Consider the following 19,300-nt stretch of genomic DNA (forward strand, 5'->3'; position numbering starts at 1 on the left):
GAGCGACCTCTAGGATCCGGTCATGGCGGCAGGGATCAGCAGCGGATTCTCCTGGCTCGGCGTGCTCATGGTCACCCTCGCTGCGCCGTCCGTGGTCGACGGACTGGGCTGGAACGATCCCTGGATCGTGACCGTCGTGTCGGCGCTCCTCGGTGCGTTGTCACTCTGGAACATCAATGTCGCCTACGCCGCGTGGATCACCGATCCGACCCGCTGGGACGTGCGCCGTTGGCTCACCACCCACCTGACGCTCGCCGCCCTCGGCATCGCCGTGGTGGCCGTTGCTGCGCTGATCATGGCGTGGTCGTCCACCGAGAACCTCCAGATCGGTATCGCCAACGCACTCGGGTTCTGGCTCGCCGGCACGGTCCCGGTGGTGCAGGTCGTACGGGCGAGGTTGGGGGAGATCACCGGCACGACCGATGCGGTGCCGTTCGCAGTGGCCTGGGGACTCAACGCGCTGCTCATCGCGGGTACGACGCTGCTCCCGGCCGCGCTGCTGACCGGCTGGGAACGTTCCGGCGTGGTCGCCGGTCTGGTCGCCTTCGCCGTGTGGTTGGCATTCGAGGTCGCCCGGCGGGCCATCGTCGAAAGCCCCTGGCTCGTCGGGTTGGGTGCGTTCTGCATGTTGCTGCCGGCGGCGTTCGTGCTCTTCGCCGATGCCGACCGGGTGCGGTGGCCGATCCTCTTCCTGTTCCCCGTCGGTCTGGCCCTGGTATCGGCGCGACGGCGACCTCGTCTGCTCGGTCGAGTCGGGCCGGTGGCCCCGCCAACCCCCGACGCCTGGAAGGTCACCGCCCTCATCGGCCTCGTGGCCCTCGCGGTCGGACTGCTCTGGTGGGTGCTGGCAATCGGCGACGATGTCTCGCGGGTCGCGGTCTTCGCCGGGGTCGCCGGGGCGATGCTCTTCGGCGCCTCACTCGTCACCCGGGGTGAGGGTCTCGTGGTCCTCGTGCTGCTGGGACTGGTGATGGTGTGGGTGGTCCAGGACCACACCGGTGGGCCGGCGCCCGATCCGGCGGTCGATGCACCGGCGGTGCTGGCCGCCTTCGGTGATTCGTATCTCTCGGGGGATGGCATCGGTTCGTTCTACGAGGACACCAACACCGCGGGCCGGCGGGACCTCTCGGCCCGCGGAATCAACGAGTGCCGTCGGAGCGAGTTCGCCTACAGCCCGCTGGTGGCGGCCGATCGTGGTCTCGAACTCGCCTTCTATGGCTGTTCGGGCGCGCTCGCGACGACCGGCGCCACCGGCGTGCTCTCGGCCGAGGACGAGGCCGTCGAGTTCGAGTCCAACTCGGTCTACGGACAGTTGCTTCGCTGGGAGGTCGAGCGGGGCAACGACAACGATCCCGAGCTCGTGCTGCTGTCGCTCGGCGGCAACGACGCCGGCTTCGCCAAGATCGGCGCGGCGTGCTTCCTTCCCGGATCCTGCGACAACGCCCTCGATGCAAGCTCGACCCCCGCACTCGAAGGGGTGACCGCGCGGGCCGCCACTGCGATAGGTAGGGCCCGTGAGCTCTTCCCGACCAGTCCGATCGTCGTCGTCGCCTACCCGCAGATGTTCGGCCCCGACGCCGATGCGTGTGGCGGTCAGGTGCCGTTCAACGGCACGGAGACCATCGCCCTGAGGAAGTTCGTCGAGGCGCTGAACCGGGCCGTCGGTCTCGCGGTGGCCGATGTCGGCGGCGACCAGGTCGTGCACTTCACCGCGGCGGCCGCAGCCTACGAGGGTGCGCGCTTCTGCGAACTCGGCGCCGACGGGACGCTCGTCGCCCCCGATGCGATTCGGGCGCTGGCGTTCCAGCCGACCGAGGGTGACGACCTGCTGGACCGGCTCTCCCCGGTGAAGATCATCCACAACACCTTTCACCCGACGCGTCTCGGTCACGAGCTGATGGCGGCGGAACTGGTCGCCTTTCTCGACGCCGACTGCCACGTCGGCGCCACCTCCACCGACTGTGCCTCGGCGACCGCGCGGCCGGTGATGTCCGGCCCGGTCGAACCCACGGCCGAGGGTGATGACGGCGAGATCCCCGATGATGCCGAGGTGGTGGTCGACGCGCCCGTGGGCGGCTGCAACGAGCTGGACTCGTTCAATCAGTGCACCATCATGCAGAGCCTGCGGCTCGTGCTCGTGTCGCTGGCGGCGATCGCCCTCGGGGGCCTCATGCTGACCCGCGCCGCCGGCCAGGCGGGACTCGTCGGACGCCTTCTTCGCCGGCTTCCGTTCGCCGGCTTCGTCAGTCGCGTCACGCCGCTGTAGCGCTCGAAGTGGCGCTACGTTGGCGCGATGTTCCCTCTCGCCCCGACGCTGCTGGCAGCTTCGGAGTCGGCCCGCGACAACTTCGTCGACCTCGATGTCACGGCGGTCTGGTGGGTGGGTCTCGCGGCGGCGATCGCGATCCTGCTCGGCGTCGACCTCTACCGCCATCGCGACGACCACGAGCCGAGCACGCGCGAGGCGCTGACCGAGACGCTGATCTGGATCTCGTTCGGGCTGTCGTTCTCGGTCGTGGTCCTGGTCGGGTTCGGCGGCGACGCCTTCGGCGAGTACACCTCGGGCTATCTCATCGAGAAGTCCCTCAGCATCGACAACGTGTTCGTCTGGTCGATCCTGTTCTCGTCGATGGCGATCCCGCTGCGTTACCAGCACCGGGTGCTGTTCTGGGGCATCTTCGGCGCGCTGACCCTGCGGCTGGTCTTCATCCTCGTGGGCGCGGCGCTCATCCAACGCTTCGTGTGGATCCTTGTGGTGTTCGGGGTGTTCCTGATCTTCACGGGTCTGCGGATCATCCGGCACCGCGACGACGAGGGCGAGAAGGAATCGACCCTCGGTCTCGGTCTCCTGCGACGCATCATGCCAGTGACCGACGAGTTCGACGGCCACAAGTTCTTCACCGTCGTCAACGGCGCGAGGGCGGCGACGCCGCTCTTTGCCGCGCTCGTCGTGGTCGAGTTGACCGATGTGATCTTCGCCCTCGACTCGGTGCCGGCGGTGCTCGCAGTGTCCAACGAGCCGTTCATCGTGTTCGCCTCGAACGCCTTCGCCATTCTCGGGCTACGGGCCATGTATTTCTTGCTGGCCGATGCGCGCCAGCGCTTCCACTATCTGTCCCATGCCCTCGGTGGAATCCTGATCTTCGTCGGAGCGAAGATGGCGGCAAGCCAGTGGTATCACCTCGAGACCTACATCTCGCTGGGCGTGATTCTCACCATGATGGCGGCCGCCATCGTGTTCAGCGAGGCCAAGACCCGACGAGAATCGGTGGTGGTCTGACTCGTGCTGACGCCCTCGTCCCGATCCGCCCGGCTCGACGAACTCGAGGCCGATCGCTTCGACCTGATCGTCGTGGGTGGGGGCATCACCGGTGCCGGCGTGGCCCGGGATGCGTCGGGGCGCGGTCTGCGGGTCGCGCTGATCGAGGGCGACGACTTCGCGGCCGGCACCTCGTCCCGGTCGTCGAAGCTGATTCACGGTGGCCTGCGGTATCTGGCCAGTGGCGAGGTCGATCTCGTGCGCAAGACCGCCCGTGAGCGCACCGCCGTGCACGCGATGGCGCCCCACCTGGCCGAGCCGTGCTGGATGGTCGTGCCCGCTCGGAACCGGGCCGCGGTGACGACCTTCCGTGCCGGCATCGGCACCTACGAGAAGCTCGGTGGCATCGACGGCGCCGACCGTCACCAGGTGTGGAAGGGCGACGATGTGGCCGCCCACGAACCGCTGCTGCGTACCGACCCGTACAACTACGCCGTCGCCTATCGCGAGTACCTGACCGACGACGCCCGACTCGTGCTCGCCACGCTGCGGGCGGCGGACGCGACGGGCGCGGTCACCGCCAGTCGCCTGCCCGCGGTGGGTGTCGTACACGAGGGCCAACGGATCGACGGGGTGGTGGCCCGGTGTACGACGACCGGGCGTGAGGTCACCGTGCGCGGCGACGTGGTGGTGAACGCGGCCGGCCCCTGGGTCGAACGGATCGCGAGGATGGAACAGGACCCGCCCGCGACCAGGCTGCATCTGTCCAAGGGTGTCCACATCGTCGTGCCCCGATCTCGCTTTCCGGTCAACCATCTGGTGATCTGCAACACCGCGGACAAGCGGTCGATCTTCGTGATCCCGCGCGGTGACACCGTCTACATCGGCACCACCGACACGAGCTATCACGGCGACCGGCCGCTGTGGCCCGAGATCGAGCGGTCCGACGTCGACTACCTCCTCGCGCCGATGACCCGCTACTTCGACATGGAGCCGCTGACGTCGTCGGACGTCGTGGCCGCGTGGGCGGGGGTCCGGCCGCTCATCGCCCAGGAGGGCAAGGAGGCCAAGGAGATGTCGCGCAAGGACGAGGTGACGGTCGGCCCGGGCGGCATGATCTCGATCGCCGGCGGAAAGCTCACCGGGTTCCGACGTCTCGCCGAGGACGTGATGGACGTGGTGGCCGACCGGATGGGACGGCGCCTCGGCCCCGGACCAGGACTGGCCCCACTGCCCGGTGGCCTCCCGGTCGACGCCGATCCGGACCGGCTCGCCACCCGACTGCGCCGGCTCTACGGGTCCGAGGCGGCCGATGTGCTCGCCCTCGGCCCGGTGCCGCTCGTCGACGGCGAACCGGTCGTGGCCGGCGAGGTCGACTGGGCCGTCGACGTCGAGGCGGCCACCACCCTCGTCGACGTCGTCTATCGACGCACCCGTCTCGCCTGGTACCTCCCGGCCCGCCGAGCGGAGTTGGCGGCGGCCGTCGCCGAGCGCATGGCCGACCGCCTCGGCTGGTCGGCCGAGGAGCGCGCCGCCCAGGAGGCCACGGTGCACGCACGTTTCGCCGACGAACTCGCCTTCGACTCCTCGCCACCGGCCGACCAGGGAGCCCACTCATGACGCTGCTCGATGATCTGCGCGACAACCTCGACCCCGCGTCGCTGCTCCTCGGCGAGACCGAGCGATCCGAGCGGGCCCGCGACACGTGGATGCGGTCGCAGATCCCGATTTCGGCCGGTCGGGCGGTCGTCGCTCCCGTGGCCGTCTGCGCGCCGGTATCGGCCGACCAGCTCGCCGAGGTCGTGCGCATCTGTCGGCGTCACGGTGCACCGATGATCCCGCGTGGCGGAGGGTCCGGGGTCGTAGGCGGGGTGCTGTCCTCGGCCGGCTCGGTCGTGCTCTCGACCGAGCGCATGACCGGGCTGCGAGCGCTGTCGTCCGACGATCTCACCGCCACCTTCGGCGCGGGCACCAACGGTCTGGCGGCCGAGGAACGGATGCAGGCGGAGGGACTCACGATCGGTCACTGGCCCCAGTCGATCGAGATCTCGACGGTGGGTGGCTGGGTGGCCACCCGGGCATCGGGCCAGTACTCGACGGCCTACGGCAACATCGAGGACGTCGTGCTCTCGCTCGAGGCCGTGCTCGCCGACGGCACCATCTATCGGGGCCGAGACACACCACGAGCGGCCGCGGGGCCGGACCTGCGGCAGCTGCTGCTGGGATCGGAAGGCACGCTCGGGATCGTGACCGAGGTGACGTTCTCACTACGTGAACGGCCCGAACCGGGCATGCGGCAGGCCTTCCACTTCGCCGACTTCGACGACGGTCTGGACGCGATCCGTCGGGTCATGCGAGCGGGTTGGCGTCCGCCGGTGGTGCGGCTCTACGACGGTCGCGAGTCGTGGCGTCACTTCCGCGACCAGATGCCCAAGGGCCACGCCATGTTGATCTTCCTCCACGAGGGACCGCCCGGACTGGCCCCGCTCGAAGCCGCCGCGGTGGCCGGCATCTGCACTGCAGGGGGCGGCTCCGTCGCACCGTCCGAGGCCGTCGACGGCTGGTTCGAACATCGCAACGCCGTGCCCAGCTGGGACGAGCTCCTCCGGACCGGCGTGGTGGCCGACACGATCGAGGTGGCCACCGACTGGTCGCGGTTACCGGCGCTCTACACCGCGGTGAGGGCCGCGCTCGAGGCGGTGCCCGGGGTGGTCGCGGCCTCGGCCCATTCGTCACACGCCTACCGGTCCGGCGCCAACCTCTACTTCACACTGGCCGCCACCCCGAGCGATCCGTCCGAGTTCACGGCCACCTACGACGCCTGTTGGGCGGCGGCGATGACGGCCGCCGATGGCCTCGGTGCCGGACTGGCCCATCACCACGGCGTCGGTCGGGTGCGCCGTGACTGGATGACGGCCGAGGTGGGTGAGTCCGGCGTCTCGATGCTGCGGGCGGTGAAGTCGTCGCTCGACCCCGACGGCCTGATGAATCCCGGCGTGCTGATCCCGTGACCGGCGGGCGCGGGCTGGTGGCGGGCCTCGACGTCGGCACCACCACGATCCGGCTCGGCCTGTTCGATCCGGCCTCCGGCGAACGTGTCGCCTTCGTCCACGAGCAGGTCGCGCTCGAGGTGCCCTTCGTCGGCGCGGTGGAACAGGACGCCGCCGCCTTCGTGGCGGCGACCGAGCGATTGTGGGGCGCGGCACTCGGCCAGGCCGGCGTGGCGGCGGGCGACGTCGACACGCTCGGCATCGCCAACCAGCGAGCCACCATCGTGTGCTGGTCGGCGGCCACCGGCCAACCGATCCGACCGGCCGTGGGGTGGCAGGACAGCCGCACCGCAGCGACCGTGGCCGAACTCGTGGCCGAGGGGATCCCGATCAACACCTCGGCGTCGTGCACGAAGATGGCCTGGCTCCTCGAGCACGACCCGGCGGTGGTCGCAGCCGCGGCCGACGGCACGCTACGGATGGGCACGGTCGACGCGTGGATGACCTGGGCCCTGTCCGACGGCGCTGCGTTCGTGACCGAGCCGGGCAACGCGGCGGCGACGGGGCTCTACGATGTCCGCCGAGGTGACTGGTCCGAGGGTGCACTCGAATTCTTCGGCGTGCCCCGGCAGCCATTGCCCGACATCGTTGCGTCCGACGCTGCCGTGGGACCGGCCCATTGGCTCGATCCCAGCGGCCAGGTCGTACTCCACGCCCGACTCGGCGACCAGATGGCGGCCTGCGCCGCCCACGAGCTGCGTGACGGCGAAGCCAAGCTCACCCTCGGCACATCGGCGATGCTCGACGTCCACGTCGGCGACACCGCCACACCCGCGCCCGACGGCTGCTACCTGCTGCCACTGTGGCGCCGTGCGCGGGGCGGTGCGCCCTTCATCCACGAGGGGTCGATCAACACCGCCGGAAGCGTCGTCGAGTGGCTGGTACGGATCGGGCTGCTCGACCGGGTCGCCGACCTCGACGCAGTGGCGGGCGAGGGCCGGACCGGTGCGGTGACCTTCGTGCCGGCGCTGGCCGGACTCGGCACCCCGCACCACGACCCGGCCGCTCGCGGCGAATGGTCCGGTCTCGCCCTCGACACCACCCGCCCGGACATGGTCCGGGCCGTCGTCGAGGGCATCGCCCACCGCGTCGACGAACTGGCCGCTCACATGGGCGTCACGGCGCTGGCCGTCGACGGTGGGCTGAGCCGCTCGGCCGTGTTGCTCGAGAGCCTCGCCGGGCGTGGCCTGGCCGTCCGCCGGCCCGACGACGTCGAGGCGAGCCTGCGGGGCGCCGCCCTCTTCGCCGCTACGAGTTGATGACGGCCTCGAGCTCGACGACGTCGATGCTGAGCGGGGTCGTGAGGCTGACCGTGCCCCAGACCGTCCACTCGCCGGCGGTCCGATCGGTCTGCTGCCAGATCGTCCAGTGGGCGGTGGCCGACGCCGCCATGGCCTCCTCGCCACTCGACCGGTAGGCGTAGGTGCACGCGCTGGTCTGGTCGTCGGGCCCGTCGGTCGACCATCGGGTGCGGGCGTCGTCGGTGCACACGAGCCGGTCGCCGTTGCCGAGGTCCCAGGTGACGTGGCGGAACTCCGGTCGCACGGTGGCCCACACCGGGCCGGCCTGGGCCGACGCGGCGTCGTAGTCGAGTTCGCTGTCCACCGCGAACCACGACTCGACCCCGACGACATGGGTCACGGCCGGCGCGGTGACCGCCACCGGGGACTCGAACACGATGCTGTCGAGCGCGAACCGGGCGACCTCGGGTGTCGTGATGAGCGGGCCGGGCGGATCGACGACCGGGTCGAAGACGGCGACGATCGGGTAGCCCGGGTAGATGTCGGCGAAGGGGTCGGTGTACCAACAGTTGAAGACATACGTGTCGCCCACGGTGGGGTCGGCGATGCCCACGATGTCGACACCCGTCGACGTGACCACCACCGAGAACCAGGCGCAATAGATCCGCGGCCCGTCGTAGGGCGCGCCGGGTGTGTCGGTGAGCGAGAGCGTGCCCGGTGTGGCGGCGGTGACGACGAGCGTGTGGTCGTCCCAGATCGTGCCGGTGGGTTCGTCGTCGTCCGTCTGGGCGGCGGCGGGCCCACCGACGATCGTGACCAGCGACACGATCGCCGAGACGATGCCGATGGCAAGTGTGTGTCTGCGCATGGCGTGCCTCTCGGGTCGTGGCCGGGTTCAGGACGCCGCGTGGGTTGCCAAAGCTTCCAGCACACTCGCGCGACTCCAGGTCGCATGTTGGTATTGCAAGCCTGCCACGTCAAGGCCCTGGCGGGTTGCGTGGCCGCAATGGGTCCAGATCAGCACGACCACGTCTCGCGCCGGGTCGACGGCGCCGACCCAGTCGAGGCTGGGCGGCTTTCGTCGCTCGCTCTCGTGCCAGCGCAGGTCACGTAGTCCCAGATCGGCTTCCAGCGGCTCGGCCCAGGGTTGGCGGCGACCGCCCACGATGTGCACGACCTTGCCCTGCAAGGAGGGACGGAGCCGGGAGGCGATGTCGCTGTCGCGCTTCTCTCGCCATTCCTGGAAGTCGACCAGGTCGTCGAGTACGGCGCGGAGCCGCTCGACCGCGGCGTCCACCTCGTCGTCCTCGCCGGCCGGCCATCGCTCGCGCAGCGTGAACGCGATCTCGGTGGCGAAGTCGGGGTCACCGAGTCCGGCACCGTCGATCGCGGCCGCGAGCAGGATCGACCGTCCGGTGTCGACGGTGTCGTCGTGTTCGAGAAAGAGGCGAGCGGTGGCGGCCCGGAGACGCACCTGGTCGCGGCGGGGCAGCATGGCCCGGGCCCGTTCCCCGAGTTCGAGGACCTCGTCGATCTCGCCGGCGTCGACATGGTCCTCGATGGCCTCACGGAGATACGGCGCGAGAGCGGCCGTGTTGATGTCCCACGTCAGGAGTTCGGCCAGCGCCTCGTCGGGCATGCGATGGGGCTCGGGCCAGCGCTGCAACGCCCGTTCGAGCCAGGCCTCGGGATCGGCCGGTGCACACTCACGAGCGACCCGCACGGCGAGGTCGTCGCGTAGGCGGGGGAACACGGCCGGCAGGAGCCGATCGAGCACTTCCTTGCCCGCGAGCTCGTCGAGGATCACCTCGGCGATCTCGCGGACCGCACCGTCGGGCAGCTTCGGGAGTTCGGCGGCGAGCCGGGCCACGTTGGACTCGACGCCCAGATCGATCTCGCGCAGCAGCGAGGCCACCTCGGTGGGAATGCTGTAGTGCAGACCGGCGCTCAGTCGGCGGAACGCATCGCCGGCGCGGAACCGGCTCGGTTGGTCGAGCAGATCGATGACCGTCTGGTGGTCGCCGATGTCGTAGGCGGCTTCGGCGGTGATCGAACGAACGACGGGGTCGTCGGGCGCCAGGGGCAGGATGTGGTCCTGGAGCAGGTTCAACCACTGCGTCGGTTCGATCGCGTCGATGCGACGCAGCCGTTCGGCCAGGGCCTGCACCAGCGCCGGGTCGGTTCCGCCACCCGGGGCCGCCGGTGCGGTCCCTCCCTCTGCTGGGTCCGCCGCCGGTACCTTCGGCACCGGCGGCTGTGGTGCAGGGGCGGGAGCGACCTTGTGGGTCTCGATGGCGAACGACAGCCGGGTCGACAGCAACGGCTCCGGCACGAACGAGAGATCGACCGAGTAGGTGCCGGCGGCGAGAGGCCGCACCGGGACGTGGAGATAGTCGTCCTGGTCGGCTCGCTCCTTCTCGATGCCGCCGACGACGGCGCCGGGTGGGTCGGAGTCGACGAGCACCGAGTGGACGTGGTCGCCACCACCCGGCGAATGTACCTCGATCACCGCGGTGGCGACTTCGCCCAGCTCGAGGCTGCGTTCGCGCACCTCGTGGCCGTGGGGATCGAGCACGCGGACCAGGCGACCGAAGTTCGATTCGGCGTAGAACGAGTTGCCCCGGAGTCGATGCACCACCCGCCGCCAGGCCTCGCGCGACTCGTGGTCGGAACGGGGCGGCCGCATGCCCTCGGCCGGGGCTCGCCAGGCGAAGTACGGCGGTTGGGTGGGGTGCGAGCGCAGCGGCGGGGTGAGTGCGTCGTCGTCCTCCACCACGGGCCAGGGACCGACCTTGATCGTCAGATGGAGTCCGTTGCGGCCCCGGTCGGCGCCGGTGACCGAGGCATAGCGAGCCGGGTCGACCTGGCTGTAGGGCGAATCCGAGAGGATCACGATCGCACCGTCGCCCACCTGCACCTCGAGGTCGGGGGCCAGCCACCGTTCGGCGTAGGTGATGTCGAACTCGGTGCCCTCGGGTGCGGACACGAGCGCGACGTTCTGCTGGCGGTACTGGAGAATCCGTCCGGCCTTGAGCAGGTGCAACAACTGAGGGGTGCCATCCGCCATGGCGGGAGGTTAGGGGCCGTGCCCGGGCGGAGCGAGGCCGGACGCCTACGCTGCCCGGGTGGCCCGCATACGACGTCGCCGAGCCCGCTCGGTCAGAGAGGTCCTCGACGGGCTCGGCCTCGAGCCCGAGCTCATCGAAGAGGCCGAGGAGGCCGGCACCGCCGAGCTGTTGGCCATCGATGCGCTCGTGCTTCCCGAACGAGGCAAGCTCACCCTCGAGGAGCTGGCCGACAAGGTCGGCGCCGAACCCGAGCAGATCCGCCTCATCTGGCGGGGTCTGGGTTTCGTCGAGCCCGTCGAGGACGACCCGTTCTTCAGCAAGACCGACGTTCGCATCCTCAAGAACCTCCTGGCGCTCACCGAGGCCGGGATCATCGAACCACTGGTGTCGTTGCAGCTGGCCCGGGTGCTCGGCCAGGCCATGTCCCAGATCGCGACTGCGGTCGTCGACGCCACCGAGGCCCAGGCGGCCGAGGCCCGCGAGTCCGACACCGAGTCACGGGCCGGCCTCGCGTTGAGCGCCGGCGAGTTGCTCCCGTTTCTGTCCGACGCGGTGGAGTACACGTTCCGGCGCCATCTTCGGGCCGCGGCGCGGCGCCGCGTCGATCTCGCGATGCTGGCCGACGGTTCCGCGCAGGTGATCGGCTTCGCCGACCTCGTCCGGTTCACCGAACTCAGCCTGCAGCTCGACGACGCCGCGCTGGCCGAGGTCGTCGGCCGCTTCGACGCCATGGTCCATCGCGTCGTGGTCGAACACGACGGGCGGGTCGTGAAGATGATCGGCGACGCGGCGATGTTCACCACCGTCGACCCGTCGCATGGAGGCCGCATCGCGCTCGAGCTCGTCGAGGCGGTTGCTGCCGACAAGGCGCTGGGCGGTGTTCGCGTGGGCATGGCCTACGGACCGGTGCTGTCGCGCGACGGCGACGTCTACGGCCCCGTCGTGAACATGGCGAGTCGCATGGTCGGCATCGGCCGGGCGGGCGCCGTCAACGTCAGCCAGGAGCTGCGCGACGCGCTCGGCCCTGACCCCCGATTCGCCCTTCGGAGCCTCGGTACCCGGCCGCTGCGCCACATCGGCGACACCCGCGTGTACCGCCTGCGTCCGGGCCCCGACTGGTCGACACACGCCGATCGTGCCACGATCGCGCCATGAGCGACGCAGAGTACGAACCGAGCAGTTGGGGATGGGTTGCCGATCAGGTGGCCGAATACGAGGCGTCGGGCGGCGAACGGGCCAACACCCTGATGGACACCGGCATCCCGATCATCGTCACCACGATGACGGGCCACAAGAGCGGCAAGATCCGCAAGGTGCCGTTGATGCGGGTCGAGCACGAGGGCGAGTACGCGCTGATCGCCTCCAAGGCGGGCATGCCCACGCATCCGGGCTGGTACCACAACCTCGTCGACGCCACCCACGTCACCATTCAGGACGGTGCGACGCCGGCGGAATTCACCGTGCGAGAGGTGACCGGCGACGAGCGCGACGAGTGGTACGCCCGCGGTGTGGCCGTCTACCCCGACTACGCCGACTACGCCGTCTCGGCCGCCGAGCACGACCGGGTGATCCCCGTCTTCGTCGCAACACCCGTCAGCTGAACAAGCCCCAGCCGTTGCATTCGGGGTCAGACCCCCGTTGCAGTTCGCCCTGTTGCAGTTCAATAAGCGCAACGGGGGTCTGACCCCATTGCAACGGGTCAGATGCCGCCGGCGGAGAGGGCGTTGGCGATGCGGTTGATGGTGTGGACTAGGCCCGTGTGTTCTGCCTCGAAGCGCGACAGCGCATCATCGAGGTGCTCGAAGATGTTCGGATCGTCGTCCTCGTCCTCGTCGGCCTGGGACTCGATGCGGCGAACGAGATCGTCGAGTCGGCCGCGGTCGTCGTCGCCGAGACCGGTCTCCGCGATTGCGGCCCGCAGCTGACTCAGCAGCTCGTCCATGTCCTCGTCGGGGAAGTGCTCGCTGCTCACTGAAGTCCTCGTCTTCTCTCAGGTCGTCGTTGCGGATGCGTACTCGTTCTACTCGCTCGGCGGTTCGGGGGTGACACCCCGGCGCCCGGTTCAGACAAGCGCGAGCAGGCGACGCACCGCGAACAGCAGCATGGCGGCGATCGCCCAGCTGAGGACGAGGCAACCCACGATGCAACCGGTTCGTCGCCGCGCTCGTCGACGCCACTCGTCCCTGTCGCCGTCGTCGACTCCGCCTTCATCTCCGCCCACCACGACCTCACAGTACGGTCACGCCGTGACACCCGAAGCCGCCGATCACTCTCCGCGACGGCAGGTACGAGACTGGCGCGGTGCCCGAGGTCTCGACCGTCCGAATGAACCAGACCATCGATCTGCTCCAGGCGCTGATCCGCAACGAGTGCGTCAACGACGGCACGGCCGGATCGGGGCAGGAAGTCCGCAACGCCGATGTGCTCCAGAACTGGCTCGAAGGGTCGGGCCTCGATGTCGAGCGCTACGAACCGACGCCGGGGCGAGTTTCGCTCGTGTCTCGCATCGAAGGGAGCGACCCGTCGGCGCCGAGCCTGTGCCTGATGGGACATACCGATGTCGTGCCCGTGAACCGCAGCGGCTGGAGCCGCGATCCGTTCGGTGGTGAGCGCGTGGTGTCGCCCGACGGCATCGACGAGGTCTGGGGTCGCGGCGCGGTCGACATGCTGAACCTCACCTCCGCGATGGCCGTGGCGTTCCGAGAACTTGCCCGGGGGAACTTCCGCCCGCGTGGTGATCTCATCTTCTTCGCCGTGGCCGACGAGGAGTCGGGCAGCGCCCACGGAGCACGGTGGATGGCCGAGCACGAACGCGACGCGATCTACGCCGATTTCGTGCTGACCGAGAACGGCGGTCTGCATTCCGGTCCACCCGATGCGCCGAGGGTGGGTATCAACGTGGCCGAGAAGGGCGTCGCCTGGCGTCGGCTACGGGTGAAGGGCACGCCGGGCCACGGCTCTCGTCCGTTTCGCGCCGACAACGCGCTCGTCAAGGCAGCCGCAGTGGTGCAGCGCCTGGCCGACTATCGCCCGGCTCCCCGCTTCCACGAACTGTGGCCGCAGTACGTCGCCAACCTCCACGCCGACGAGGAGACGAAGGCCGCCATGCTCGACCCGAGCCGCCTCGATCGGACGCTCGACGAGCTGCCCGATGCCGGCCACGCGTCACACCTCTATTCGTGCAGCCACACGACGTTGTCGCCCAATGTCCTCGTGGGTGGTGGCGACGATGCCGAGGGCGACAGACCACGGATGAAGACCAACGTCATCCCCGACACGGTGGACATCGATGTCGACATCCGCACCATGCCGGGCGACAACGCCGCCGAGGTGCAGGCCCATCTCGATGCGGCGCTCGGGGATCTCTCCGAGAAGATCGACGTCGAGGTGCAGGTGTTGATGAACGATCCCGCCAGCATCAGTCCGACCGACACACCGCTGTGGCACAGCCTGCAACGGGCCGTGGCGAAACCGTTCCCCGGCGCTCGGCTCGCGCCCCAGTTCATCGTCGGCTTCACCGACTCCCGCATCTATCGCGAGATGGGGTCGGTGGCCTACGGCGCCGGCTTGTTCAGCCCCGAACTCGACGTCGGCTCGTTCGGCCGGCGCTTTCACGGCAATGACGAACGCATCGACGTCGAATCCCTCCGTCTCAGCACCGACCTCTTCCTCGACGTCGCCACCGACCTCCTCACCTGACCGTTGCATTCGGGGTCAGACCCCCGTTGCAGTTCGAAACCGCAACGGGGGTCTGACCCCATTGCAACGGAGGGGGTAGCGTCGACGGCGATGGGGGACGACACGCTCGACGGGCAGACGGCGATGTCGACGATCGATCGCGTGGTCGCTCGGGGGCGAGATTCGGCCGGCCGGAGCGACGTGAGCGAGGGTTTCCTGCGCTGCTACTTCGCCCATGTCGACCGGACGGACCTGGCCGAGCGCACCCCTCAGGATCTCTTCGGTCTCGCCGCGGACCACGCGGCGCTGGCCGCCGACTGGGAGCGAGGCACCACGGCCATCGCGGTGGTCAACCCGCGGATCGACGTCGACGGTTGGGAGAACGCCCACACCGTCGTGATGATCGTGACCGACGACCTGCCGTTTCTCGTCGACTCCGTCACCATGGAACTCAGTCGACTCGAGCTCGGCATCCATCTGGTGATCCATCCGATCCTCACCGACGTCCGCGATGCCGCCGACGGGGGTCGAGGCGACGCCGGTCCGGGCTTCGTGAACCCGCGGGATCACCCCGAGGTGTTGAACCGCAAATCGTCGTTCATTGCGATCGAGGTCGATCGGCGCACCGAGCCCGAGGCCATCGTCGCAATCGAACAGCACCTGCGACGGGTGCTCGGCGACGTGGGCGCCGCGGTCGACGATTGGTCGGTCATGAAGGACCGCATGCGCGAGATCAGCGACGGACTGGCATCCGAACCCATTCCGCTGGCGCCCGCCGAGGTGGCCGAGACGCAGGAACTCCTGGACTGGCTGTCCAACGATCACTTCGTGTTCATCGGCTATCGGGAGTATCGCCTCGACGACGATGCACTCACCGCCGACCCGTCCACCGGACTCGGCATCCTTCGACAACGCGGCGCAGCCGCCGCCCCCGCCCGCCTGCTGCGCGACATGGCACCGCGGGCGCGAGAACGGGCCGCCGCGCCCGAGCTGCTCAACATCACGAAGACGGCGGCGAAGTCGACCGTGCATCGAGCGGCGCACCTCGACTATGTCGGCATCAAGACCTTCGGCGACGATGGCACGGTCACCGGCGAGCGACGCTTCCTCGGGCTGTTCACCGCCGAGGCCTACACGCGGGCGACCGAACAGATCCCGATGTTGCGACGCCTCGTGCGCGAAGTCGTGGATCGCTCGGGCTTCCCCACTGGCGGCCATGACGAGAAGCGGCTGCTCACGATCCTCGAGGACTACCCGCGCGACGAGCTGTTCCAGATCGATGTCGACGAGCTGTTCGAGACCTCGATGGCGATCGCTCAGCTCCAGGAGCGCCGGCGGGTGCGGGTGTTCGCTCGTCCGGAGCTCTTCGGCCGGTTCGTGACCTGCATGGTCTACATGCCGCGCGATCGCTACAACACGGCGACCCGGTCGGGCATCCAGAAGCTGCTGATGGACGCCTACGGCGGCGTCAATGCCGACTGGAGCACCGACATCACCGAGAGCGTGCTCTCGCGGACGCTCTTCCACATCCGGATCGATGCCGACGTGGTCAGCGACGGCATCGCGGACGACGTCGACACGGCGGCGCTCGAGTCGCGCATCGAAGAGTTGTTGCGCGACTGGCACGACGATCTCGACGCCGAGGTGCAGCGCGCGTTCGGCGAGGACGACGGCCCGGTGATCGCCCGCCGCTACGGCGATGCGTTCGCGATCGAGTACCGCGAGGCCTTCAGCGCCCGTGCCGCGGTGGCCGACATCCACCAGCTCGAGTCCATCGGCGACGACGGTGCCCTGCGACTCAGCGTCTATCGCGATCCGGGGCAGCCGAAGAACGCGTTCAAGATCAAGCTCTACCGTCGGGGCGAGCGGGTCTCGCTGACCTCGGTCATGCCCGCGCTCGACAACCTGGGCGTGACCGTGCTCGACGAGCGGCCCTATGAGGTGCGTCCGGCCGACGGTGAGCCGATCTGGATCTACGACTTCGCGCTCGAATCGCCGGCCGACTCGCTCGAATTCGGGCAGGTGTCGGCGCTGCTGGCCGAGACCTTCGATGCCGTATGGCGAGGCGACGTGGCCAACGACGGCTTCAACCGGCTCGTCCTCGGTGCCGCGATGGGACCCCGCGAGGTGTGGATCCTGCGGGCCTACTCGCGCTACCTCCAGCAGACTCGGATCACCCACAGCCCGGCCTTCGTCGAGCAGACCCTGGTCGACCACCCCCGTGCCGCCCGCCTCCTCGTCGACCTTTTTGCCACGCGATTCGACCCGGCCGGAGCGGCCGACCCGACCGCCCGGGCCGAGCGGGTCGACGCCCTCAACGCTTCGTTCTTCGCGCTGGTCGACGACATCAGCAGCCTCGACCAGGACCGGGTGCTCCGCCGGTTCCACAACCTGATCGAGAGCACGCTGCGCACCAATGCCCACCAGCGGGTCGACGACGCCGCACCGCCGTATCTGGCGTTCAAGTTCGACCCCCGGAACATCACCGATCTGCCCGAACCTCGGCCTCGCTACGAGATCTACGTCTACTCGGCGCGCTTCGAAGGTGTGCATCTACGGGCCGGCTCGGTCGCTCGTGGTGGGCTGCGCTGGTCGGACCGGCTGGAGGACTATCGCACCGAGGTGCTCGGCCTGGTGAAGGCCCAGATGGTGAAGAACGCGGTGATCGTGCCGTCGGGCGCGAAGGGCGGATTCGTCCTCAAGCGTCCGCCGTCGGAGCCCGATGCCCTGCGCGACGAGGTGGTCGCCTGCTATCGCCTGTTCGTCTCGGCGCTGCTCGACCTCACCGACAATCTCGTCGATGGTGAGGTCGTGCCCCCGGCCGACACCGTCCGCTACGACAGTGACGACACGTACCTGGTGGTCGCGGCCGACAAGGGCACCGCCACCTTCTCCGACATCGCCAACGAGCTGGCCATGCAGCGCGGACTCTGGCTCGGCGATGCCTTCGCCTCCGGTGGATCGAACGGCTATGACCACAAGGCGATGGGCATCACCGCTCGTGGCGGGTGGGAGTCGGTGAAGCGCCACTTCCGCGAGCTCGGCAAGAACATCCAGGAGGAACCGTTCACCGTCGTCGGCATCGGTGACATGTCGGGCGACGTGTTCGGCAACGCGATGCTGCTGTCGCCGCAGATCCGTTTGGTCGCCGCGTTCGATCATCGCCATGTGTTCGTCGACCCCGACCCCGACCCGGTCCGCTCGTTCGACGAACGCCGGCGCCTGTTCGAGACGCCGCGATCGAACTGGGCCGACTACGACGCCGAACTGATCTCCGAGGGCGGCGGGGTCTTCCCCCGCTCGGCCAAGGCGATCGAGGTGTCGCCCGAGATGCGCGAGGCGCTCGGGCTAGGCGATGACGTCTCGTCGCTCCCACCGGACGAGCTGATCGCAGCGGTGCTGCGAGCCCCGGTCGAGCTGTTGTGGAACGGCGGCATCGGCACCTATGTCAAGGCCGCCCACGAAACCCATGCCGACGTCGGCGACAAGGCCAACGACGCGATCCGCATCGATGGACGCGAGTTGCGAGCCAAGGTGGTGGGGGAGGGGGGCAACCTCGGGGTGACACAGCTCGGACGGATCGAGTTCGCGTCGGCGGGCGGCCGCATCTACACCGACGCCATCGACAACGCCGGTGGGGTCGACTGCTCCGACCACGAGGTGAACATCAAGATCGCGCTCGACCGGGTCACCGCAGCCGGCGACCTCACCGAGAAGCAGCGCAACGAGCTGCTCGAGGAGATGACCGGTGAGGTCACGATGCTCGTGCTCGCCGACAACTACAGCCAGACCCAGGCCCTCAGCACCGCCCGATCGCAGGCGGCCGGCATGGTCGACGTGCACGCCCGCTACCTCTCGTGGCTCGAGGGGCAGGGGCTGATCGACCGGGCCCTCGAGGGGCTGCCCGACGCCGAGACGATGGGCGAACGGATGGTCTCGGGCGAGGGCCTGACCACACCGGAACTCGCCGTGATCCTCGCCTACACGAAGAACGTGCTGTCCGACGCCCTCCTCGCCTCGGACGTCCCCGACGATCCGATCTTCGAGCCGATCCTGCACGCCTACTTCCCGTCGGCGATGCGGGAGCGGTTCGCCGACCAGATCGACGGTCACCGGCTGCGGCGCGAGATCCTGGCCAACCGCATCGCGAACCTCGTGGTGGAGCGGGCCGGCACGACGATGCTCTATCGGCTCGGGCAGGAGACCTCCGCGCCGCTTGCCGATGTCGCCGCGGCCCACATGGCGGCGTGGGAGATCTTCCGACTGGGCGAGCTCGGCCGGGCCGTCAACATGCTCGACGCCGAGCTGCCGGCCACCCGTCAGCTCGCGACCCACCTGTCGGCCCGCCAGCTCGCCGAGCGGGCCACGCGCCTGATGCTGCGCAGCCGGCCTCACCCCTTCTCGGCCGCTGATGCGGTCGCCGATCTCGCGGTGCCGGTCGGTGATATCCTTGACCACATCCCCGACTCGTTGGTGGGAGCCGAACTCGACGCGTTCGAGAACCTGAGTCGCCGGCTCGCGGCCGATGGAATGTCGCCGCCGCTGGCCCGGCGAGTGGCCGCGCTGACGCCGTCGTTGGCCGCGCTCGACATCGTCGAGATCGCCGTCCGCACCGGCGTGGACGCCTCCACGGTCGCGGCAGTGCACTTCGGTGTCGCCGACCGGCTCGACCTGAACTGGCTGCGCGATCACATCCTCGCTCTGCCCCGCGACACCCAATGGACGTCGCTGGCCCGACTCACCCTGCGCGGCGATCTGTACACCGACCACCGCGATCTGACCGCCCAGGTGGTCGCGAGGGCCGAGGACGCCACCGATGCCGAGGTGCTGCTGGATCAGTGGGTGGCCCGCAACACCTCGCCCGTCGACTACTTCCGTCGTACGCTCGGTGACATCCGGGGGGCGGGGCCCAGTGACCTCACCACCCTGCTGGTTGCCGGTCGCGAACTGCGCAGCCTCATCAATCGCACGTCCTGACCAGTCAGGCGAGCAGGAGTCCGTCGA

13 protein-coding genes are annotated in these 19,300 nt (G+C 69.3%); 9 read left to right on the top strand and 4 right to left on the bottom strand.

Annotated elements, in window-relative coordinates:
* The first annotated feature begins 22 nt into the window (after positions 1-22).
* From RIB98_14575 to RIB98_14595, 5 genes are read left to right on the top strand one after another with little or no spacing between them, the layout of a single operon-like run.
* Positions 23-2,266: an SGNH/GDSL hydrolase family protein gene (locus RIB98_14575; GenBank protein MEQ8842205.1), complete on the top strand. Its 2,244-nt coding sequence runs from the start codon at positions 23-25 to the stop codon at positions 2,264-2,266.
* Between the two features lie 27 nt (positions 2,267-2,293).
* Positions 2,294-3,280, top strand: a complete 987-nt coding sequence (locus tag RIB98_14580) for a TerC family protein (protein MEQ8842206.1) — start codon at positions 2,294-2,296, stop codon at positions 3,278-3,280.
* Positions 3,281-3,283: 3 nt separating this feature from the next.
* Positions 3,284-4,879 (top strand): glycerol-3-phosphate dehydrogenase/oxidase, encoded by a 1,596-nt coding sequence (locus tag RIB98_14585; protein MEQ8842207.1) that lies wholly within the window; start codon positions 3,284-3,286, stop codon positions 4,877-4,879.
* The gene (locus RIB98_14590) at positions 4,876-6,270 is read left to right on the top strand and encodes an FAD-binding oxidoreductase (protein ID MEQ8842208.1); all 1,395 of its coding nucleotides are present in this window, start codon (positions 4,876-4,878) and stop codon (positions 6,268-6,270) included. The genes RIB98_14585 and RIB98_14590 overlap by 4 nt, the downstream gene beginning before the upstream one ends.
* Positions 6,267-7,568: an FGGY family carbohydrate kinase gene (locus tag RIB98_14595; GenBank protein ID MEQ8842209.1), complete on the top strand. Its 1,302-nt coding sequence runs from the start codon at positions 6,267-6,269 to the stop codon at positions 7,566-7,568. The genes RIB98_14590 and RIB98_14595 overlap by 4 nt, the downstream gene beginning before the upstream one ends.
* On the opposite strand, the gene RIB98_14600 is transcribed toward RIB98_14595, so the two are convergent.
* Both RIB98_14600 and RIB98_14605 read right to left on the bottom strand, forming a co-directional pair.
* Entirely contained in the window at positions 7,558-8,418 is an 861-nt protein-coding gene (locus tag RIB98_14600; GenBank protein ID MEQ8842210.1) for a hypothetical protein, read from the bottom strand. The genes RIB98_14595 and RIB98_14600 overlap by 11 nt on opposite strands.
* 27 nt (positions 8,419-8,445) lie before the next feature.
* A complete protein-coding gene (locus RIB98_14605) occupies positions 8,446-10,617 on the bottom strand; it encodes a hypothetical protein (protein ID MEQ8842211.1) in 2,172 nt (723 codons plus the stop codon).
* A 58-nt stretch (positions 10,618-10,675) separates the two neighbouring features.
* Here RIB98_14605 and RIB98_14610 point away from each other — a divergent pair, with 58 nt between their 5' ends.
* Together RIB98_14610 and RIB98_14615 are read left to right on the top strand one after the other, a co-directional pair.
* Positions 10,676-11,773, top strand: coding sequence for an adenylate/guanylate cyclase domain-containing protein (locus tag RIB98_14610; GenBank protein ID MEQ8842212.1), 1,098 nt, complete (start codon positions 10,676-10,678; stop codon positions 11,771-11,773).
* Positions 11,770-12,219 (top strand): nitroreductase family deazaflavin-dependent oxidoreductase, encoded by a 450-nt coding sequence (locus RIB98_14615; GenBank protein ID MEQ8842213.1) that lies wholly within the window; start codon positions 11,770-11,772, stop codon positions 12,217-12,219. Before RIB98_14610 ends, RIB98_14615 begins: the two co-directional genes overlap by 4 nt.
* Before the next feature lie 98 nt (positions 12,220-12,317).
* On the opposite strand, the gene RIB98_14620 is transcribed toward RIB98_14615, so the two are convergent.
* Together RIB98_14620 and RIB98_14625 are read right to left on the bottom strand one after the other, a co-directional pair.
* Positions 12,318-12,590 carry a DUF4404 family protein gene (locus RIB98_14620; protein MEQ8842214.1) on the bottom strand — a complete coding sequence of 91 codons (273 nt, stop codon included), beginning with the start codon at positions 12,588-12,590 and terminating at the stop codon, positions 12,318-12,320.
* Between the two features lie 90 nt (positions 12,591-12,680).
* On the bottom strand, positions 12,681-12,842 hold the full coding sequence (locus RIB98_14625) for a hypothetical protein (GenBank protein ID MEQ8842215.1): 162 nt from the start codon (positions 12,840-12,842) through the stop codon (positions 12,681-12,683).
* 77 nt (positions 12,843-12,919) lie between these two features.
* Here RIB98_14625 and RIB98_14630 point away from each other — a divergent pair, with 77 nt between their 5' ends.
* Positions 12,920-14,317 carry a M20/M25/M40 family metallo-hydrolase gene (locus RIB98_14630; protein ID MEQ8842216.1) on the top strand — a complete coding sequence of 466 codons (1,398 nt, stop codon included), beginning with the start codon at positions 12,920-12,922 and terminating at the stop codon, positions 14,315-14,317.
* Positions 14,318-14,407: 90 nt separating this feature from the next.
* Positions 14,408-19,273 (top strand): NAD-glutamate dehydrogenase, encoded by a 4,866-nt coding sequence (locus RIB98_14635; protein MEQ8842217.1) that lies wholly within the window; start codon positions 14,408-14,410, stop codon positions 19,271-19,273.
* Positions 19,274-19,300 lie beyond the last annotated feature (27 nt).

It is taken from the genome of Acidimicrobiales bacterium (assembly GCA_040219515.1).
GTDB lineage: Bacteria > Actinomycetota > Acidimicrobiia > Acidimicrobiales > Aldehydirespiratoraceae > JAJRXC01.

What these genes read in the sequence shown, in the direction of transcription:
- RIB98_14590 (MEQ8842208.1), top strand. Translation starts at nt 4,876, where the DNA reads ATGACGCTGCTCGATGATCTGCGCGACAACCTCGACCCCGCGTCGCTG.
- RIB98_14575 (MEQ8842205.1), top strand. Translation starts at nt 23, where the DNA reads ATGGCGGCAGGGATCAGCAGCGGATTCTCCTGGCTCGGCGTGCTCATG.
- RIB98_14580 (MEQ8842206.1), top strand. Translation starts at nt 2,294, where the DNA reads ATGTTCCCTCTCGCCCCGACGCTGCTGGCAGCTTCGGAGTCGGCCCGC.
- RIB98_14635 (MEQ8842217.1), top strand. Translation starts at nt 14,408, where the DNA reads ATGGGGGACGACACGCTCGACGGGCAGACGGCGATGTCGACGATCGAT.
- RIB98_14615 (MEQ8842213.1), top strand. Translation starts at nt 11,770, where the DNA reads ATGAGCGACGCAGAGTACGAACCGAGCAGTTGGGGATGGGTTGCCGAT.
- RIB98_14605 (MEQ8842211.1), bottom strand. Translation starts at nt 10,617, where the DNA reads ATGGCGGATGGCACCCCTCAGTTGTTGCACCTGCTCAAGGCCGGACGG.
- RIB98_14600 (MEQ8842210.1), bottom strand. Translation starts at nt 8,418, where the DNA reads ATGCGCAGACACACACTTGCCATCGGCATCGTCTCGGCGATCGTGTCG.